This window comes from Xanthomonas bonasiae, from assembly GCF_017163705.1.
GTDB lineage: Bacteria > Pseudomonadota > Gammaproteobacteria > Xanthomonadales > Xanthomonadaceae > Xanthomonas_A > Xanthomonas_A bonasiae.
On sequence record NZ_JAFIWB010000029.1, the window covers coordinates 1 to 15026 of the forward strand.

General features: G+C 70.7%; 11 protein-coding genes and 1 pseudogene. 6 read left to right on the forward strand and 6 right to left on the reverse strand.

The window, feature by feature from the left end; genetic code table 11:
* The 5 genes and pseudogenes from JR064_RS19510 to JR064_RS19530 all read right to left on the reverse strand — a co-directional run.
* A pseudogene (locus JR064_RS19510) lies at positions 1–815 on the reverse strand (methyl-accepting chemotaxis protein); the annotation flags it as partial.
* A 64-nt stretch (positions 816–879) separates the two neighbouring features.
* Positions 880–2949, reverse strand: coding sequence for a chemotaxis protein CheA (locus tag JR064_RS19515; protein WP_206230819.1), 2070 nt, complete (start codon positions 2947–2949; stop codon positions 880–882).
* 13 nt (positions 2950–2962) lie between these two features.
* Positions 2963–3283: an STAS domain-containing protein gene (locus JR064_RS19520; protein WP_179566064.1), complete on the reverse strand. Its 321-nt coding sequence runs from the start codon at positions 3281–3283 to the stop codon at positions 2963–2965.
* Between the two features lie 391 nt (positions 3284–3674).
* Positions 3675–7385: a transcription-repair coupling factor gene (gene mfd, locus JR064_RS19525; protein ID WP_206230820.1), complete on the reverse strand. Its 3711-nt coding sequence runs from the start codon at positions 7383–7385 to the stop codon at positions 3675–3677.
* A 227-nt stretch (positions 7386–7612) separates the two neighbouring features.
* Positions 7613–8155, reverse strand: a complete 543-nt coding sequence (locus tag JR064_RS19530) for a GNAT family N-acetyltransferase (RefSeq protein WP_145707860.1) — start codon at positions 8153–8155, stop codon at positions 7613–7615.
* Between the two features lie 115 nt (positions 8156–8270).
* On the opposite strand from JR064_RS19530, the gene JR064_RS19535 reads away from it, so the two are divergent.
* Together JR064_RS19535 and JR064_RS19540 are read left to right on the forward strand one after the other, a co-directional pair.
* Positions 8271–9200 (forward strand): cation diffusion facilitator family transporter, encoded by a 930-nt coding sequence (locus JR064_RS19535; RefSeq protein WP_206230821.1) that lies wholly within the window; start codon positions 8271–8273, stop codon positions 9198–9200.
* 46 nt (positions 9201–9246) lie between these two features.
* Positions 9247–10215 carry a YwqG family protein gene (locus JR064_RS19540; protein ID WP_206230822.1) on the forward strand — a complete coding sequence of 323 codons (969 nt, stop codon included), beginning with the start codon at positions 9247–9249 and terminating at the stop codon, positions 10213–10215.
* 48 nt (positions 10216–10263) lie between these two features.
* On the opposite strand, the gene JR064_RS19545 is transcribed toward JR064_RS19540, so the two are convergent.
* Positions 10264–11121 carry a 23S rRNA (adenine(2030)-N(6))-methyltransferase RlmJ gene (locus JR064_RS19545; RefSeq protein WP_179566057.1) on the reverse strand — a complete coding sequence of 286 codons (858 nt, stop codon included), beginning with the start codon at positions 11119–11121 and terminating at the stop codon, positions 10264–10266.
* Between the two features lie 202 nt (positions 11122–11323).
* Here JR064_RS19545 and JR064_RS19550 point away from each other — a divergent pair, with 202 nt between their 5' ends.
* From JR064_RS19550 to creB, 4 genes are all read left to right on the forward strand, one after another.
* A complete protein-coding gene (locus tag JR064_RS19550; protein WP_179566055.1) occupies positions 11324–11986 on the forward strand; it encodes a response regulator transcription factor in 663 nt (220 codons plus the stop codon).
* A complete protein-coding gene (locus tag JR064_RS19555; protein ID WP_206230823.1) occupies positions 11983–13437 on the forward strand; it encodes an ATP-binding protein in 1455 nt (484 codons plus the stop codon). Before JR064_RS19550 ends, JR064_RS19555 begins: the two co-directional genes overlap by 4 nt.
* Positions 13438–13802: 365 nt before the next feature.
* Positions 13803–14159: a YgiW/YdeI family stress tolerance OB fold protein gene (locus tag JR064_RS19560; protein WP_206230824.1), complete on the forward strand. Its 357-nt coding sequence runs from the start codon at positions 13803–13805 to the stop codon at positions 14157–14159.
* A 152-nt stretch (positions 14160–14311) separates the two neighbouring features.
* Entirely contained in the window at positions 14312–15025 is a 714-nt protein-coding gene (gene creB / locus JR064_RS19565; RefSeq protein ID WP_191825767.1) for a two-component system response regulator CreB, read from the forward strand.
* The last annotated feature ends 1 nt before the right edge of the window (position 15026 follow it).

A 15026-nucleotide genomic window follows, 5' to 3' on the forward strand; every position in this document is an offset into this window, starting at 1 on the left:
GCCTTCTTGCCGGGCAGCTGCGCCAGCGGCGCGTCGAAGTTGCCGCGGCCGAACTCGGCGACCACGCCCATCGCCAGCTTCTTGACCGCGATGTGCCCGCCGACCATGCGGTTGATGCCGTCGGCCATGCCGCGGAAATCGCCCTGGAACTGCGCGCTGTCGATGACCGCGTCGATCTCGCCGGCCTCGTGCTGGTCGGACATGCGCCGCATCTCCGCGTTCAGGCCGGTCAAGTTGCGGCGCACCTGCTCGATGGTGTCGTTGATGAAGGCCTTCTTGCCCGGGAACGCGGCCAGCGGCGCGGCGAAGTTGCCGCGGCCGAATTCGGCCACGCAGTCGATCGCCTGCTTGTTCACACCGATGTGCCCGGCGACCATCTTGTTGATGTTGTCGGCCAGGTCGCGGTGGGTACCGGGCCAGCGCGCCAGGTCCAGCGCCACCTCGCACTCGCCGGCGGCATGCGCGCTGGCCATGTGGACGACGTCGGTGTGGAACTGGCGCAGGTCGGTCTGCGCGGTGCGCAGCAGTTGCGTCACTTCGTTTTCGGTGGCGCCGGCTGCCGGCACGATGCGCTCCAGGTCGCCGCGCACCAGCGCGTCCAGCCCGGCGGTGGCCACATTCAGCGTGCGCGCCGCGGCGAGCGCGGCCCAGCCCAGCACGCCGGCGCAGGCCAGCGTCGCGGCCGCGACCAGGGCCAGTGCGGTGCCCTGCGCGAGCGGCAGCAGCAGCGCCGTGGCGGCGGCAGCGGCGGGCAGGGCGACGGCGATGGCCGTCGTAGTCAACAAGGTGGTCGCGATCCGTGAGCGATGAGACATGGCAGCGGTTCCTGGCTAGCGTCTATGAGTGGCGTGGGTGCGCAAGCGCACCCGCGGGGCGGCGTCAGGCCGCCAGCGAATCGGTGGAAGGTTCGACTTGCGACAGCAGCGAGGGCACGTCCAGGATCAGCGCGACACCGCCGCTGCCGAGGATGCTCGACCCGCTGATGCCCTTGACCCCGGCGAACACCTTGGCCAGCGGCTTGATCACGGTCTGCCATTCGCCCAGCAGCGTGTCCACGACCAGGCCGAAGCGCTGCGCGCCCTGGCGGATCACCACGATGCTCTCGCGCGCCGGCGGCGCGCCGGCGATGCCGAACAGCGAACGCAGGCGCACGTACGGCAGCACCCCGCCGCGCAGGTCGATGTAGTCGCTCTGGTAGTTCGGCGCGAATTCCACGCATTCCTCGACCACGTCCAGCGGCACCACGAACACCGACTTGCCGACGCCGACCTGGAAGCCGTTGATGATCGCCAGGGTCAGCGGCAGGCGCACCGAGATGGTGGTGCCCACGTCCTGCTGGCTGCTGATGTCCACGCTGCCGCGCAGCGCGGCGATGTTGCGCTTGACCACGTCCATGCCCACGCCGCGGCCGGACAGGTTGGTGACCTTCTCGGCGGTGGAGAAGCCCGGCTCGAAGATCAGCGCGAACACCTCGCGGTCGGACAGGCTGCGGCCGGGCTCGATCAACCCGCGCTCCAGCGCCTTGGCCAGGATCCTGTCGCGGTTCAGGCCGCCGCCGTCGTCGCTGATCTGGATGACCACGCTGCCCGAATCGTGGAACGCGTTGAGCCGTACCGTGCCGCGCACCGGCTTGCCGCGCGCCTGGCGCAGTTCGGCCGGCTCGATGCCGTGGTCCATCGCGTTGCGCACCAGGTGGGTCAACGGATCGGCGATCTTCTCCACCACCGACTTGTCCAGCTCGGTGTCCTCGCCGTTGACCACCAGCACGATGTCCTTGCCCAGTTCGCGCGCCACGTCGTGGACCACGCGGTGGAAGCGGCTGAAGGTGCCGCCGATCTTGACCATGCGCAGCTGCAGCGCGCTCTCGCGCACTTCCTCGACCAGCCCGGCCAGGATCGAGGTGGATTCGAGCAGTTGCGCGTCGCCGGTGCGCTGCGCGTTGGCGCCGGTGCTGGCGACGGCGATGATCAGCTCGCCGACCAGGTCGATCATGCGGTCGAGCTTGTCGGCATCGACGCGGATCGAGCCGCCCTCGCTGCGTGCGGCGGCGGGTGCCGCCGCGGCCGCGGCGGCCTTGGCCGGCGGCGCCGGCGCGGGAGCAGCCGCGGGTGCGGGCGCGGCCGGCACCGCCGCCGGCTCCGGACTGCCGAAGTTGGCGAAGTCGTCGGCGTGGCCATGGCCGCCGGCCTCGGCGACCAGCAGCGGCAGCTCCAGATTGGCGGCGTCGCCGTGCGGATCCACCGCCAGCACCTGCAGGTCGCAGTCGTCGCGAACGAATTCGAAGATGTCCTCGATCGCCGATTGCTGCGCGTCGGAGCGCAGCAGGATGTCGAAGCCCAGGTAGCAGGCTTCCGGATCCAGGTCCGGCAGCGCCGGCACGCGCTCGTGGCGGGTGCGGACCGCCTCCAGCGTGCCCAGGCTGCGCAGGCAGCGGATCAGGTGCAGCGGCGAGTTGCCGAAGCGCAGCGCATCGCTGAACAGCTGCAGCGAGATCCGCCAGTAGCCGGTCTGCGCCGCGGTGGTGGCCACGGCTGCGGCGGCGGCGGCCGGCGCGGCGGCCGGCTGCAGATAGGTCTGCAGGCGCGCCAGCAGCGGCTCGCCCTCGGCGGCGAGCACCGCTTCGTCGGCCTCGGCACCGGCCGCCGCTTCCACCAGTGCGCGGATGTGGTCGCAGCAGGCCAGCATCAACTGGATCAGCTCCGAATCCAGCGCCACCGCGTTCTCGCGCACCAGGTCCAGCACGCTCTCCACGACGTGGGTGAAGCCCACCAGTTGCGCCAGGTCGAACAGTCCGCCGGAGCCCTTGATGGTGTGCGCGGCGCGGAAGATGGCGTTGACCGCGTCCGGGCCGGCTTCGCCGCGTTCGGCTTCCAGCAGGTTGCGTTCCATGTCCTCGAGCAGGTCGCGGCTCTCGGCGATGAAGGTCTGCAGCAGTTGAGCGAAATTCATGAGCTGGCGCCGATCAGTGGAAGGTGTCGCTGGCGCCGGGCGCGAGCGTGTCGCGCAGGCCGAGCAGGTCGAGCGCGTCGTTGACCGGCGCGCTGCAGCCGTCGAGCTGGAACGGCCGGCCCAGCGCGCGCAACGCGGCCTGGGTGGCGAGCAGCAGCTGGATGCCGGTGGCGTCGATTTCGGTGACCGCCTGCAACTGCAGCTGCAGGCCGCCGGGGTGTTCCAGCGCCGGCAACAGCAGCGGCTTCAGTTCGCCGGCGCGGCGGATGGTCATGTCGCCGTCCAGGCTCAGTTGCAGCGGCGGGGGCGGGGAGTCCGGGAGTTTCGAGCGCATGGCATGTCTCCGATTCGAGCAGGGGAACGTCGCGAAATCCCGGTCGCGGCGCGGGTGCGAACAAGCCGGTCGGGCTTGCTGTAAGCAGATATCGGCGCCTTTTCGGAATATTTAGGCCGAAAGACGCATTTGTCTCGCAAATCCTTGACACGGATGAGCGGTTCAGGCTGGTGAGCGGTAACCCATTCCAGTTGTGGGCGAGCGCCATCCGCTGACAGGTAACGGATGCATGCGCCGTGCCAACGTCGCGGTAGCGCTACCACAACAGAAAACGGCCGGGAAACCGGCCGTTTTCGCAACGTTCGCATTGTGTGCAGCCTCGGTGCGCGACTGCCTGGAGGGCATGCCGCCCTTGGCGCAGGCGTCCTGCGCGCAGCTCAGTGCCTGGCGGTCAGCGCGGCGACAGCGCCGCCAGCAGGCCGCGCGCGGCGTTGAAGCGGTCCGCCGCTTCCGGCAGCGGCAGCTTCACCTTCAGCTTGTCCGGGCCGTCCATCGCGTACAGCTTGGGCTGCTTCTGGATCATCTGGATGATGGTCATCGGATCGACGTCGGGCTTGGCCTCGAACACGATGCGGCCGCCGTTCTCGCCCAGTTCCAGCTTGCGGATGCCCAGCGTGTTGGCCTGCAGCTTGAGCTCGGCGATCGCGAACAGGTGCTTCACCGCATCCGGCAACAGGCCGAAGCGGTCGATCATCTCCACCTGCAGTTCGCGCAGCTGGTCGCTGTCGCGCGCGCTGGAGATGCGCTTGTACAGGGTCAGGCGGGTGTGCACGTCGGGCAGGTAGTCGTCCGGGATCAGCGCCGGCACATGCAGTTCCACCTCGGCGCCGCGCGCTTCCTCGCCGGCGTCCAGGTCCGGCAGCTTGCCCTGGCGGATGCTGCGCACCGCGCGTTCCAGCAGCTCGGTGTACAGGCTGAAACCGACCTCGGCCATCTGCCCGCTCTGGTCCTCGCCGAGCAGTTCGCCGGCGCCGCGGATTTCCAGATCGTGGGTGGCCAGGGTGAAGCCGGCGCCGAGTTCGTCCATCGAGGCGATCGCGTCCAGCCGCTTCTGCGCATCGCCGGTGATGCTGCGCCGGTCCGGTACCAGCAGGTAGGCGTAGGCGCGGTGGTGCGAGCGGCCGACGCGGCCGCGCAACTGGTGCAGCTGGGCCAGGCCGAAGCGGTCGGCGCGGTTGATGACGATGGTGTTGGCGTTGGGGATGTCGATGCCCGATTCGATGATCGTGGTCGACAGCAGCACGTTGAAGCGCTGCTTCTGGAAATCCAGCATCACCCGTTCCAGCTCGCGCTCGGGCATCTGCCCGTGGGCGATGCCGATGCGCGCTTCGGGCACCAGCTCGCTGAGCTCGCGCTGCATGCGGCCGATGCTTTCCACGTCGTTGTGCAGGAAGTACAGCTGGCCGCCGCGCGCCAGCTCGCGCTGGAACGCTTCGCGCAGCAGCGCGTTGTCCCAGGCGGTGACGAAGGTCTGTACCGCCAGCCGGTTCGGCGGCGGGGTGGCGATGATCGACAGGTCGCGCAACCCGGCCATGGCCATGTTCAGCGTGCGCGGGATCGGCGTGGCGGTGAGCGTGAGCAGGTGCACGTTGGCGCGTAGCGCCTTCAGCGCTTCCTTCTGGCGCACGCCGAAGCGCTGTTCCTCGTCGACCACGACCAGGCCCAGGTCCTTGAACTTCACGTCCGGCTGCAGCAGGCGGTGCGTGCCGATGATCACGTCGATGCCGCCGTCGGCGACCTTCTCCAGCTCGGCCTTGATCTCCTTGGCGCTCTTGAAGCGCGACAGCACTTCCACGCGCAGCGGCCAGTCGGCGAAGCGGTCGCGGAAGTTCCGGTAGTGCTGTTCGGCCAGCAGCGTGGTCGGCACCAGCACCGCCACCTGCTTGCCGGCGCTGGCCGCGGCGAACGCGGCGCGCACCGCGACCTCGGTCTTGCCGAAGCCGACGTCGCCGCAGACCACGCGGTCCATCGGCTGGCTGCTGCCCAGGTCGCGCAGGGTGGCCTCGATCGCGGCCAGCTGGTCGGTGGTTTCCTCGAACGGGAAGCCGGCGGCGAACGGTTCGTACATGGCCCGGTCCACCTGCAAGGCCAGGCCGGCGCGGGCGCGGCGCCGCGCCTGGATCTCCAGCAGTTCGGCCGCCACGTCGCGCACCTTCTCGGCGGCGCGGCGCTTGGCCTTGGTCCATTGCTCGCCGCCCAGCGAATGCAGCGGCGCGGTTTCGGCCGAGGCGCCGGAGTAGCGGCTGATCAGGTGCAGCTGCGCGACCGGCACGTACAGGCGGTCGCCCTTGGCGTATTCGATCTCCAGGAACTCGCCGGGCATGCCGCCGGCATCGAGCACGATCAGCCCGCGGTAGCGGCCGACGCCGTGATCCTCATGCACGATCGGCGCGCCTTCGGTCAGTTCGCCGAGGTCGCGGATGATCGCTTCCGGCTCGCGCCCGGCGCGACGCGTGCGCCGCGGCTGGCCGGCGCGTTCGGGGAACAGCTGGCGCTCGGTGAGCACCGCGATGTGCGGCTCGTCGAGGGCGAAGCCGTCGTCCAGCGGTGCCACGGCGATGGCGAACGTAGCCGGCATGGCCTCGACGCCGGCAGAGTTGAGCCCCTCTCCCCCCGGCGACCGAAGGGAGTCCCCGTGGGAGAGAGGGGTTGGGGTGAGGGTACGGCCGCTCGCGGTCTGCTTCCGCGCGGCTGTTGAGGACGCGGACGAAGCAGCAGCCTTCTTCGATGGGGATGGCGCGCGCGCCGTCCCCTCATCCGGCGCTTCGCGCCACCTTCTCCCGGTGGGAGAAGGGAGGAATGTCGCGAAGTTTGGGATCACCTCGGGCTTCAGCCCCGCCGCGGCCAGCACTTCCAGCAGCGCTTCGCGGCGGCCCGGCGAATCGGCGGCGATCAGTACCCGGCCCGGGTAGCTGCCGAGGAAGCTCTTCAGCGCCTCGGCCGGGGCGGCGTCCTTGGCCGCCACCGGCAGCGGCGGCAGCGGCTGGTCGCCCAGCGCCTGCGCCTCGTCGATGCGCGCATGGTCGGCCGCCCACACCTCGATGCGCGGCAGGCCGTTGAGCTTTTCGCGCAGCGTGTCCGGCGCCTGGTACAGCTCTTCGGGCGCCAGCAGCGGGCGCTCCACGTCGTGGCGGCGCTGCTCGTAGCGGTTTTGGGTCTGCGCCCAGAACGCATCGGCGGCGGCGCCCACGCCCGGCGCGAGCAGCGGCAGCACCGACTCGCCCAGATAGTCGAACAGGGTGGCGGTGGCATCGCGCGCCGCGGCGCCGGCGCCGCGCGCTTCCTGGAAGAACAGCGGCAGGTAGTATTCGATGCCCGACGGCGCCAGCCGCGCCTTCAGGTCCTGGTACAGCGCGCTGCGCCGGGTGTCCACGTCGAAGCGTTCGCGCAGCGTGGCCAGCACCCGCTCCACGCTGGCATCGTCCATCGGCACTTCGCGGCCGGGCAGCATCTTCACCGCCTGCACGTGGTCCAGCGAGCGCTGCGATTCCGGGTCGAAGGCGCGGATCGAGTCGATGTCCTCGTCCAGCAGTTCGATCCGCAACGGCGTGTCCGAGCCCATCGGGTACACGTCGAGCAGGCCGCCGCGCACGGCGAAATCGCCCGGGTCCATCACCTGCGGCACGTTGCGGTAGCCGGCGCTTTCCAGGCGGCGCTTTTCCGCCTCCAGGTCCAGGCGCTGGCCCACGTGCAGGTCGAAACTGCCGCCGACGATGTAGCGCAACGGCGCCACCCGCTGCATCAGCGTCTGCACCGGCACCACCACGATGCCTTGTTGCAGCGTCGGCAGCCGGTGCAGCGCCGACAGGCGCTGGCTGACGATGTCCGGGTGCGGGCTGAACTGGTCGTAGGGCAGGGTTTCCCAATCCGGGAACGGCACCACCGGCAGGCTGTCGTCGCCGGCCAGCAGCGTGTGCAGGTCGGCCTCGATCTGGTGCGCGCTCTGGTTGTCGCGCGCGACCACCAGCAGCGGCCCGCGATGCGCCGCGGCGGCGCAGGCGATGTGCCAGGCCAGTGCGGTCGGGGACGCAGGGGCGCGCCAGAAGGCGCGGAGCTGGCCGGATTTGGGCAGCGGCGGAACGGGGAAGGAAAGAGGCGCCATTGACCGCTTAGTCTAGCAAGCCGGGATTGGGGAGTTGGGATTGGGGAGTGGCTGCAAGCCTGTGCGCGGTGTGACGTGTCGCATGGCCTGGCGGGGAAGGCCAGCGGGGCAGGCTGTTGATGTCCCCGCTGCGCTGCGCAAGCCGCCGGGCATTGCGCACCTGCGGCGGTTCGCGGTGCGCCGCTCGGGCGCGCGCCGCGCCGCAGTCCGCGCGCGGCCGGCTTCGCTCAGTTGCCCAGTTCCAGCACCACGCGCACCAGCCCCGGGGTGTCCGGATGCGGCATCGGCTGGAAGCCCAGCGATTCGGCCAGCTGCAGCATCGGCAGATTGCTTTCGAGCACGTCGCCGTACAACCGGTCCAGGTACTTGCGCCGCGCCCACTTCACCAGCTTGCGCATCAGCTGCCGGCCCAGGCCCTGGCCGGCGACGAAGCTGCTGACCAGGATCGCGTACTCGGCCTCGCGGGTGCCGGGCGTGATCGCCGCGCGCGCCACCGCGCCGACCACCGCTTCGCCCGGCGGCAACGGTTCGGCCGCGACCAGGGTCAGTTCGGTCTTTGGATTGGGATGGGTCAGGCGCTGCGCCATGTCCTCGGTCAGTTCCTGCACCGAATGCAGGAACCGCTCGCGGATCTCGGTCGGCCCTAGCAGGCTGAAGGCGCCTTGCAGCGGCGCACTGTCTTCCGGCCGGATCGGCCGGATCAGCAGCTCGCGGCCGCTGGGCAAGGTGAAGTTTTCATGCCACGGAGGCATGCGGTTGCGGGTAGCCATGGCCGGATGATCCTCGACGAAGCCTCGATTCTCGCATTACCCGGGGCCGCTGCCGTGAACGCTGCGCTCACCGCGTTTGCCTACGCTAGGCGACGGTTTTCGATCAGGAGAGGCCATGTCCGGCAGCGGCGATTCGCGACGCGCCATTTTCTTCGCGCTCGGCGCCAACCTGGCCATCGCCCTGGCCAAGGGCGCGGCCGCGCTGGCCACCGGCTCGGGCGCGATGCTCGCCGAGACCGTGCACTCGCTGGCCGACTGCGGCAACCAGCTGCTTCTGCTGCTGGGCATGCGCCAGGCCAAGCGCCCGGCCAGCGCCGAATATCCGCTGGGCTATGGCCGTGCGATCTACTTCTGGTCGTTCCTGGTGGCGGTGATGCTGTTCTGCATCGGCGGCATGTTCTCGGTGTACGAAGGCGTGCACAAGCTGCTGCAGCCCGAGCCGCTGAGCAGCTGGGGCTGGGCGGTGGGCGTGCTGGGGTTCGCGCTGGTCGCCGAGGGCGTGTCGCTGCGCACCTGCCTGCAGGAGATCGCAAAGGTGCGCGGCGGGCGTTCGCTGTGGACCTGGTTCCGCGAAAGCCGCCAGGCCGAGCTGATCGTGATCTTCGGCGAGGATCTGGCGGCGTTGCTCGGCCTGGCGCTGGCGCTGGCCGCGGTGCTGCTGACGGTGCTGACCGGCAACCCGCTGTGGGACGCGCTGGGCACCATCGCCATCGGCGCGCTGCTGATCGTGGTCGCGGTGCTGGTGGCGATCGAGATCAAGGCGATGCTGATCGGGCAGAGCGTGGACCCGGCGCTGCAGCGGCAGTTGCATGCGTTCTTCCAGGGGCAGCCGGAGATCGAGCGGGTGATCCACCTGATCGCGGTGCAGCTCGGCGAGGACGTGATGGTGTCGGTGCAGGCGACGCTGCGCCAGAAGCACGACGCGGCGGCGTTGCTCGCCGATATCACCCGCATCGAGCGCGGCCTGAAGCGGCAGTTCCCGGCGGTGCGCTGGAGCTTCTTCGAGCCGGAGGCGGGCGCCGCCGCGGTCGCTTCCGGCAACTGAGCGGCATTGCTACAGTGGCGCCCGGTCCATCGCGGGCGACAACGGAATGAAGACCTCGAACGCTGTGCTGCTGTCCACCGTGATCACCCTGGCGCTGGTCGCGGTGCTGGGCGGGCTGGTGCTGGGCGGGGGTTGGTGGCTAAAGCGCAATGCGCAGGTGTCGCTGCCGCCGGTCGCGCCATCGCCCCACGCAGCGCCCGCCGCGAAGGCGGAGGTGAAGGCCGACGCGGTACTGGCGCCGTACCGGCAACGCCTGGACGCCACGCGCAAGCCGGTGGCGCAACTGCGCCTGCAGCCGATGGCGCAGGACGATCGCCTGGCCAGCAAGGTCGGCGGGCGGCCGTACTGGACCGCGGACAAGGCCTACCCGCGCGACGCTGGCGGCCAGCCGCTGGCGCTGCTGGCGCAGCTCGACCTGGCCAAGATGCCGCCGCTGCCTGGCTATCCCACGCACGGCATGCTGCAGTTCTTCATCGGCAGCGACGATTTCTATGGCGCCAACTTCGACGGCGCCACCGACCTGGCCGCATTGAGCGCGCAACGCAATTTCCGCGTGGTGTATTGGCCGCGGCCCGAGGCCTCGGCGCGGCAGGTCGAGGTGCCGTTGCCGGCCGCCGACACGCTGCCGTTCGATCCGGCGCATCCGCGGGCGATGCATTTCGCTGTCGGCGAAGAAACCATCGGCAGCAGCGACGTGCACTTCGAACAGGCGCTTGGCCGGCCATTGGACGAGGTTACCGCCGCCTACGCCGGCCGCCATGCGCTGCCGCAGGACGACGTGGACGAGGCGCTGTACGACGCATTGAATCGCAGCGGGCACAAGCTCGGCGGCTACCCGGAGTTCACCCAGGAGGATCCGCGCAAGCCGCAGGATCGGCAGGTGCTGCTGCTGCAGCTGGACAGCGACGACGACATGATGTGGGGCGACAGCGGCATCGCCAACTTCTTCATCGATCCGGCCGACCTGCAGCGCGGCGATTTCAGCCGGGTCGCCTACAACTGGGATTGCTATTGACCCAGCGCGGTGCGCGGTTGCCAGGTGGCGGGAGCCCCACGCGCCGCCTTACTCCTCGCGCTTGAGCCACTCCAGGCGGGTCGATGCGCCCGCTTCGCCCAGGTGCGTCTTCAGCGCCGGCAACGCGCTCGCCAAGGCCTGCTCGAACTGCCATGGCGGATTGAGCAGCAGCATGCCGCTGCCGTTGAGCCGCAGCGGCGAATCGTCGGGGCGCACCTGCAGTTCGGCCAGCAGCACCGACTTGGCCGGCATCGCCGCGGCCTTGCGGAAGAACGGCTGCAGGCTGCGGCGCTGCTTGATCGGATACCACACCGCGCACATCGCCTGCGGCCAGCGGGTCAGGGTCTCGCGCAGCGCCGCGGCGATCAGCGGGTACTCGGCGTCCTGCGATTCGTAGGGCGGATCGATCAGCACCAGGCCGCGGCCGATCTTGGCCGCGCCGGCCTTGGGCGGCACGAACGCCTTGATCGCCGCATAACCGTCGCCGGCATGCACCTGCACGCGGCGGTCGCTGGCGAACAGCGCCTTCAGTTCGGCCGCTTCCTCCGGCTGCAGTTCGCAGGCGGCGAGCCGGTCCTGTTCGCGCATGGCCTGGGCGACCAGCAGCGGCGAGCCGGGGTAGGCGAGCAGCGCGCCCACGGGGTTGTCGGCCTGCACCGCGCGCAGGTAGCGCTCCAGCACTTCGGGCAAGGTGGGCTGGCCCATCAGCTTCAGCACCCCGGCCGCGGCCTCGCCGGTCTTGCGCGCCTCGCTGCCGGCGAACAGGTAGCGGCCGCGCCCGGCATGGGTGTCGAGCACGAAGAACGGGCTGTCCTTGCGCTTGAGCGCATCGATCAGCGCAAGCAGCACGGTGTGCTTGAGCGCGTCGGCATGGTTGCCGGCATGGTAGGCGTGGCGATAGTTCATCGGCGCAGTGTACGGGGCGCATCGGCGCGGAGCCATGCCGGCACGCGCCGGGCGCTGCGGCGGTCGAGCTGGCATGGCGGGTGTCGGTCCGCCAGGAACGCGCCGCGGCTCGCCTGCGCGGGTCCTCGCGGCAGCACCGCCGCGCATCGCGTATGGTCGCGGCCATCAGATTCCCTTAAGCCCGGCCCGCTATTTTTCCCCGATGCGCATCCTCCTGGTAGAAGACGATCTCTCGCTCGGCGACACCCTGCGCGCGTGGCTGAAGCTGGACGGCTACACCGTGGACTGGCTGACCCGCGGCGACGAGGCGCGCACCGCGCTGCAGGCGCAGCCCTACCAGTGCGTGCTGCTCGACCGCGGCCTGCCCGGGCTCGACGGCGACGCCCTGCTGCGCACGCTGCGCGCGGCGCGGGTGACCACGCCGGTGCTGATGATCACCGCGCGCGATGCGCTGGAAGACCGGGTGCAGGGCCTGGACCTGGGCGCCGACGACTATCTGGTCAAGCCGTTCGACCTGGAAGAGCTGTCGGCGCGCATCCGCGCCGCGTTGCGCCGGGGCGGCGGCGATCCCGCGGTGTTGCTGTCGCACGGCGAGGTGACGCTGGACCCGGTGGCCAAGCGCGTCACCCGCAACGGCGAGCCGGTGGCGCTGACCGCGCGCGAGTACGCGGTGCTGCATGCGCTGCTGGCGCGCAAGGGCCATATCGTCGGCCGCGACCAGCTCGAGGACGCGCTGTACGGCTGGGGCGAGGAAGTGGAGAGCAACGCGATCGAGGTGCACATCTCGCACCTGCGCAAGAAGCTGGGCAGTGCGTTGATCACCACCATCCGGCGCCAGGGCTACTGCCTCGGAGCGCCGCGATGAGGTGGCCGCGCTGGCGGCGCGCCGCGGCGGCAGCGCCGCAGCCGGCGGATGCGCGCTATTCGCTGCGCCGGCGGCTGATCGCCACCACGCTGGGCTCGAGCATCGCCTGCTGGCTGGTCAGCCTGGCGGTCATCGTCGGCGTGGCCTGGACCGAAACCAGCGACGTGTTCGACGATGCGCTGGAAGAAAGCGCGCGCCTGGTCGCGACCTTCGGCCCCGGCCTGTTGCACGGCGCCGCGCCATCGGAGGACGGCGACGTGGCGGCGGATACCGACGGCGGCGTGCGCCTGTACTACCAGATCGTCGATCGCCACGGCACGGTGCTGCGCAGCTCGGCGGACGTGCCGCGGCAGCCGTTCGTGCCGCCGGGCCAGGTGCACGACGACGACATCACCACCAGCGTGCGCCACGCGCAGCGGCTGTGGCGCGTGCACGTGCTGCACGCCCGCGCGCAGGATCTCTATGTGCAGGTCGCGCAGCCGCTGGAGGAGCGCACCGAACTGCTCGAGGACATGGCCGAGAACCTGGTGTGGCCCGCGTTGGCGCTGCTGGTGTTGCTGGCCGCGCTCAACTGGTGGGTGATCCGCCGCCAGCTGCGGCCGCTGGAGCGCCTGGCCGAGGACATCGGCCGGCAATCGCCGCAGGCGTTGAACGCGGTGTCCGCGGCCGGCCAGGCCGACGAGCTGCGCCCGATCGTGCAGGCGCTCAACGGCGTGCTGGCGCGGCTGGGCGAGGCGCTGCAGTCCGAGCGCCGCTTCACCGCCGATGCGGCGCACGAACTGCGCACGCCGCTGGCCGGCCTGCGCATGAAGATCCAGCTGATGCAGCGCAGCCACGCGGCGACCCTGGACCTGGCGCAACGCCAGGACCTGGCGACGCTGCGCGCCGACGTGGACCGCGCCACCGCGTTGGTGGACAACCTGCTGATGCTGGCGCGGCTGGATCCGCAGCAACCCGGCAGCCTGGCCTGCGCGGCCGTGGCGTTGCCGGCGCTGGTCGATGCGGTACTGGCCGACATCGCGCCCGCGGCGTCGGCCAAGCGCATCGGCCTGCATGTGGACATCGGCGTGGACACGGTCTGGGCGCATGGCGAATTGCTGCGCAGCGCGCTGCGCAACCTGCTCGACAACGCGGTGCGCTACGGCAGGGCGGAAGGCCAGGTCCGCATCGACGCCACCGCGGTGCGCGGCGCCGCGGGAGCGCCATCGGCAGTGCGCATCGTCGTGCGCGACGACGGCCCCGGCGTGGCGCCGGGCGATCTTCCCCGGCTCACCCAGCGGTTCTTTCGCGTGCTCGGCAATGCCGGGCAGGGCAGCGGGCTGGGCCTGTCGCTGGTGGAGCGCATCGTCGCCCTGCACGGCGGGCAACTGCGCCTGGACTCCGGCGGCGAGGGCATGGGCCTGGCGGTGCGCATCGAGCTGCCGCAGCGTGCGTCGCCGGCGGCCGGCTAGGACGCGGCGTGTCGCAAGACGCAGTGCTGATCGCGCGCGCGTCGCGGGCGTGGTCTCGTTAGGCGGGCGATCGCGAACGGTGGCGTGTGCGATGCGCAACGCGAACCCGCCGGCCCAGGCGGCGCGTCGCGTTTTGCGCCATGCCAAGTCCGGGCGCGACACACGCCGCCGCGGGCGAACGTGTTCCAGGAACGCCAGAGGCCATGCGTGCCGTCGACGCTGCGCCACGAGCATGCCGGTCGCCGCCGCTTCGATCCAGGCGGCGTGCCTGAATCGCGGCCCGAGGCATCAGATCCACTTCAGGTTCGCCCGTTCCAATGGCGTCCATGGCGATCGGCCATGACATCGAACCCGAGGAGCACTCCATGCGCAAGACCCTTCTTTCCACGTTTGCCGCCGCCATCGCCGTTCTCGCCAGCGGCCAGGCAGCGGCGCAATACACCGGCCCCAGCAGCGTGCCGGTGATCACGGTCAAGCAGTTGCTGGAGCAGGGCAAGGACGAGCAGCAGGTGGTGCTGCGCGGGAACATCGTGTCCCACGATGGCGGCGACCGCTACACCTTCCGCGATGCGACCGGCAGCGTGAAGGTGGAGATCGATGCGCACCGGTTGCCGGCCGGGCGTGCGTTCGACGACAAGGCCCAGGTCGAGCTGCTGGGCGAATTCGACAAGGACTTCCGTTCCGCCGAAGTGGAAGTGGACGAGGTGCGCTTCCTGCGCTGAAGCGGCGCAGCGTCGCGGCCTTGGCCGCTGCGCTGCGCGGCGGCGGCCATGGCTGCCCGCGCATCGGCGCCGGCGGCATGCGCCTGACCCGGATCGCACGCGATGCCGCGTTTTCGCGCGGCGGCCGCTGCACGCCGCGCCCCGCTGCGGCTATGCTGCGCGCCATGTCCGCGTCCGCCGCCCCGTGTGTCCTCGTCGTCGAGGACGAATCCGCCATCGCCGATACCGTGCTGTACGCCTTGCGCAGCGAGGGCTACCAGGTGCGGCACTGCCTGCTCGGGCGCGAGGCCTTGGCGCAGGCGCGCGCCGGCGGCATCGACGTGGTGGTGCTGGATGTCGGCCTGCCGGACCTGGGCGGCTTCGAGGTGTGCCGCGAACTGCGCAGTTTCAGCCAGGTGCCTGTGATCTTCCTGACCGCGCGCAACGACGAGATCGACCGCGTGCTCGGCCTGGAACTGGGCGCCGACGACTACATGGCCAAACCGTTTTCGCCACGCGAACTGGTGGCGCGGGTGCGTGCGCGGCTGCGGCGGCCGGCGGCCGCGGCGAGCGCGGAAGCGGAGCCGGGCTGGCAACGGCACGGCGCGTTCGCGATCGACCGCGACGGCCGCCGCATCCACTACGGCGACGCCGCCCTGGACCTGACCCGCTACGAATACGCGTTGCTGGCCGCGCTGCTGCAGCGGCCGGGCGCCATCCTCAGCCGCGCGCAACTGATGGACCGCGGCTGGGACAGCAGCGCCGACAGCGCCGACCGCACCGTGGATACCCACATCAAGACGCTGCGCGCCAAGCTGCGCGCGGCCGGCGCCGCGCACGACCCGATCCGCACCCATCGCGGCCTCGGCTACGCGCTGGAGCAGTGAG

Excerpts from the sequence above, each read along its gene's own strand:
- JR064_RS19535 (WP_206230821.1), top strand. The coding sequence starts at position 8,271 with ATGTCCGGCAGCGGCGATTCGCGACGCGCCATTTTCTTCGCGCTCGGC.
- JR064_RS19555 (WP_206230823.1), top strand. The coding sequence starts at position 11,983 with ATGAGGTGGCCGCGCTGGCGGCGCGCCGCGGCGGCAGCGCCGCAGCCG.
- creB (WP_191825767.1), top strand. The coding sequence starts at position 14,312 with ATGCTGCGCGCCATGTCCGCGTCCGCCGCCCCGTGTGTCCTCGTCGTC.
- JR064_RS19530 (WP_145707860.1), bottom strand. The coding sequence starts at position 8,155 with ATGGCTACCCGCAACCGCATGCCTCCGTGGCATGAAAACTTCACCTTG.
- JR064_RS19515 (WP_206230819.1), bottom strand. The coding sequence starts at position 2,949 with ATGAATTTCGCTCAACTGCTGCAGACCTTCATCGCCGAGAGCCGCGAC.
- JR064_RS19550 (WP_179566055.1), top strand. The coding sequence starts at position 11,324 with ATGCGCATCCTCCTGGTAGAAGACGATCTCTCGCTCGGCGACACCCTG.
- JR064_RS19560 (WP_206230824.1), top strand. The coding sequence starts at position 13,803 with ATGCGCAAGACCCTTCTTTCCACGTTTGCCGCCGCCATCGCCGTTCTC.
- JR064_RS19520 (WP_179566064.1), bottom strand. The coding sequence starts at position 3,283 with ATGCGCTCGAAACTCCCGGACTCCCCGCCCCCGCCGCTGCAACTGAGC.
- JR064_RS19545 (WP_179566057.1), bottom strand. The coding sequence starts at position 11,121 with ATGAACTATCGCCACGCCTACCATGCCGGCAACCATGCCGACGCGCTC.
- mfd (WP_206230820.1), bottom strand. The coding sequence starts at position 7,385 with ATGGCGCCTCTTTCCTTCCCCGTTCCGCCGCTGCCCAAATCCGGCCAG.
- JR064_RS19540 (WP_206230822.1), top strand. The coding sequence starts at position 9,247 with ATGAAGACCTCGAACGCTGTGCTGCTGTCCACCGTGATCACCCTGGCG.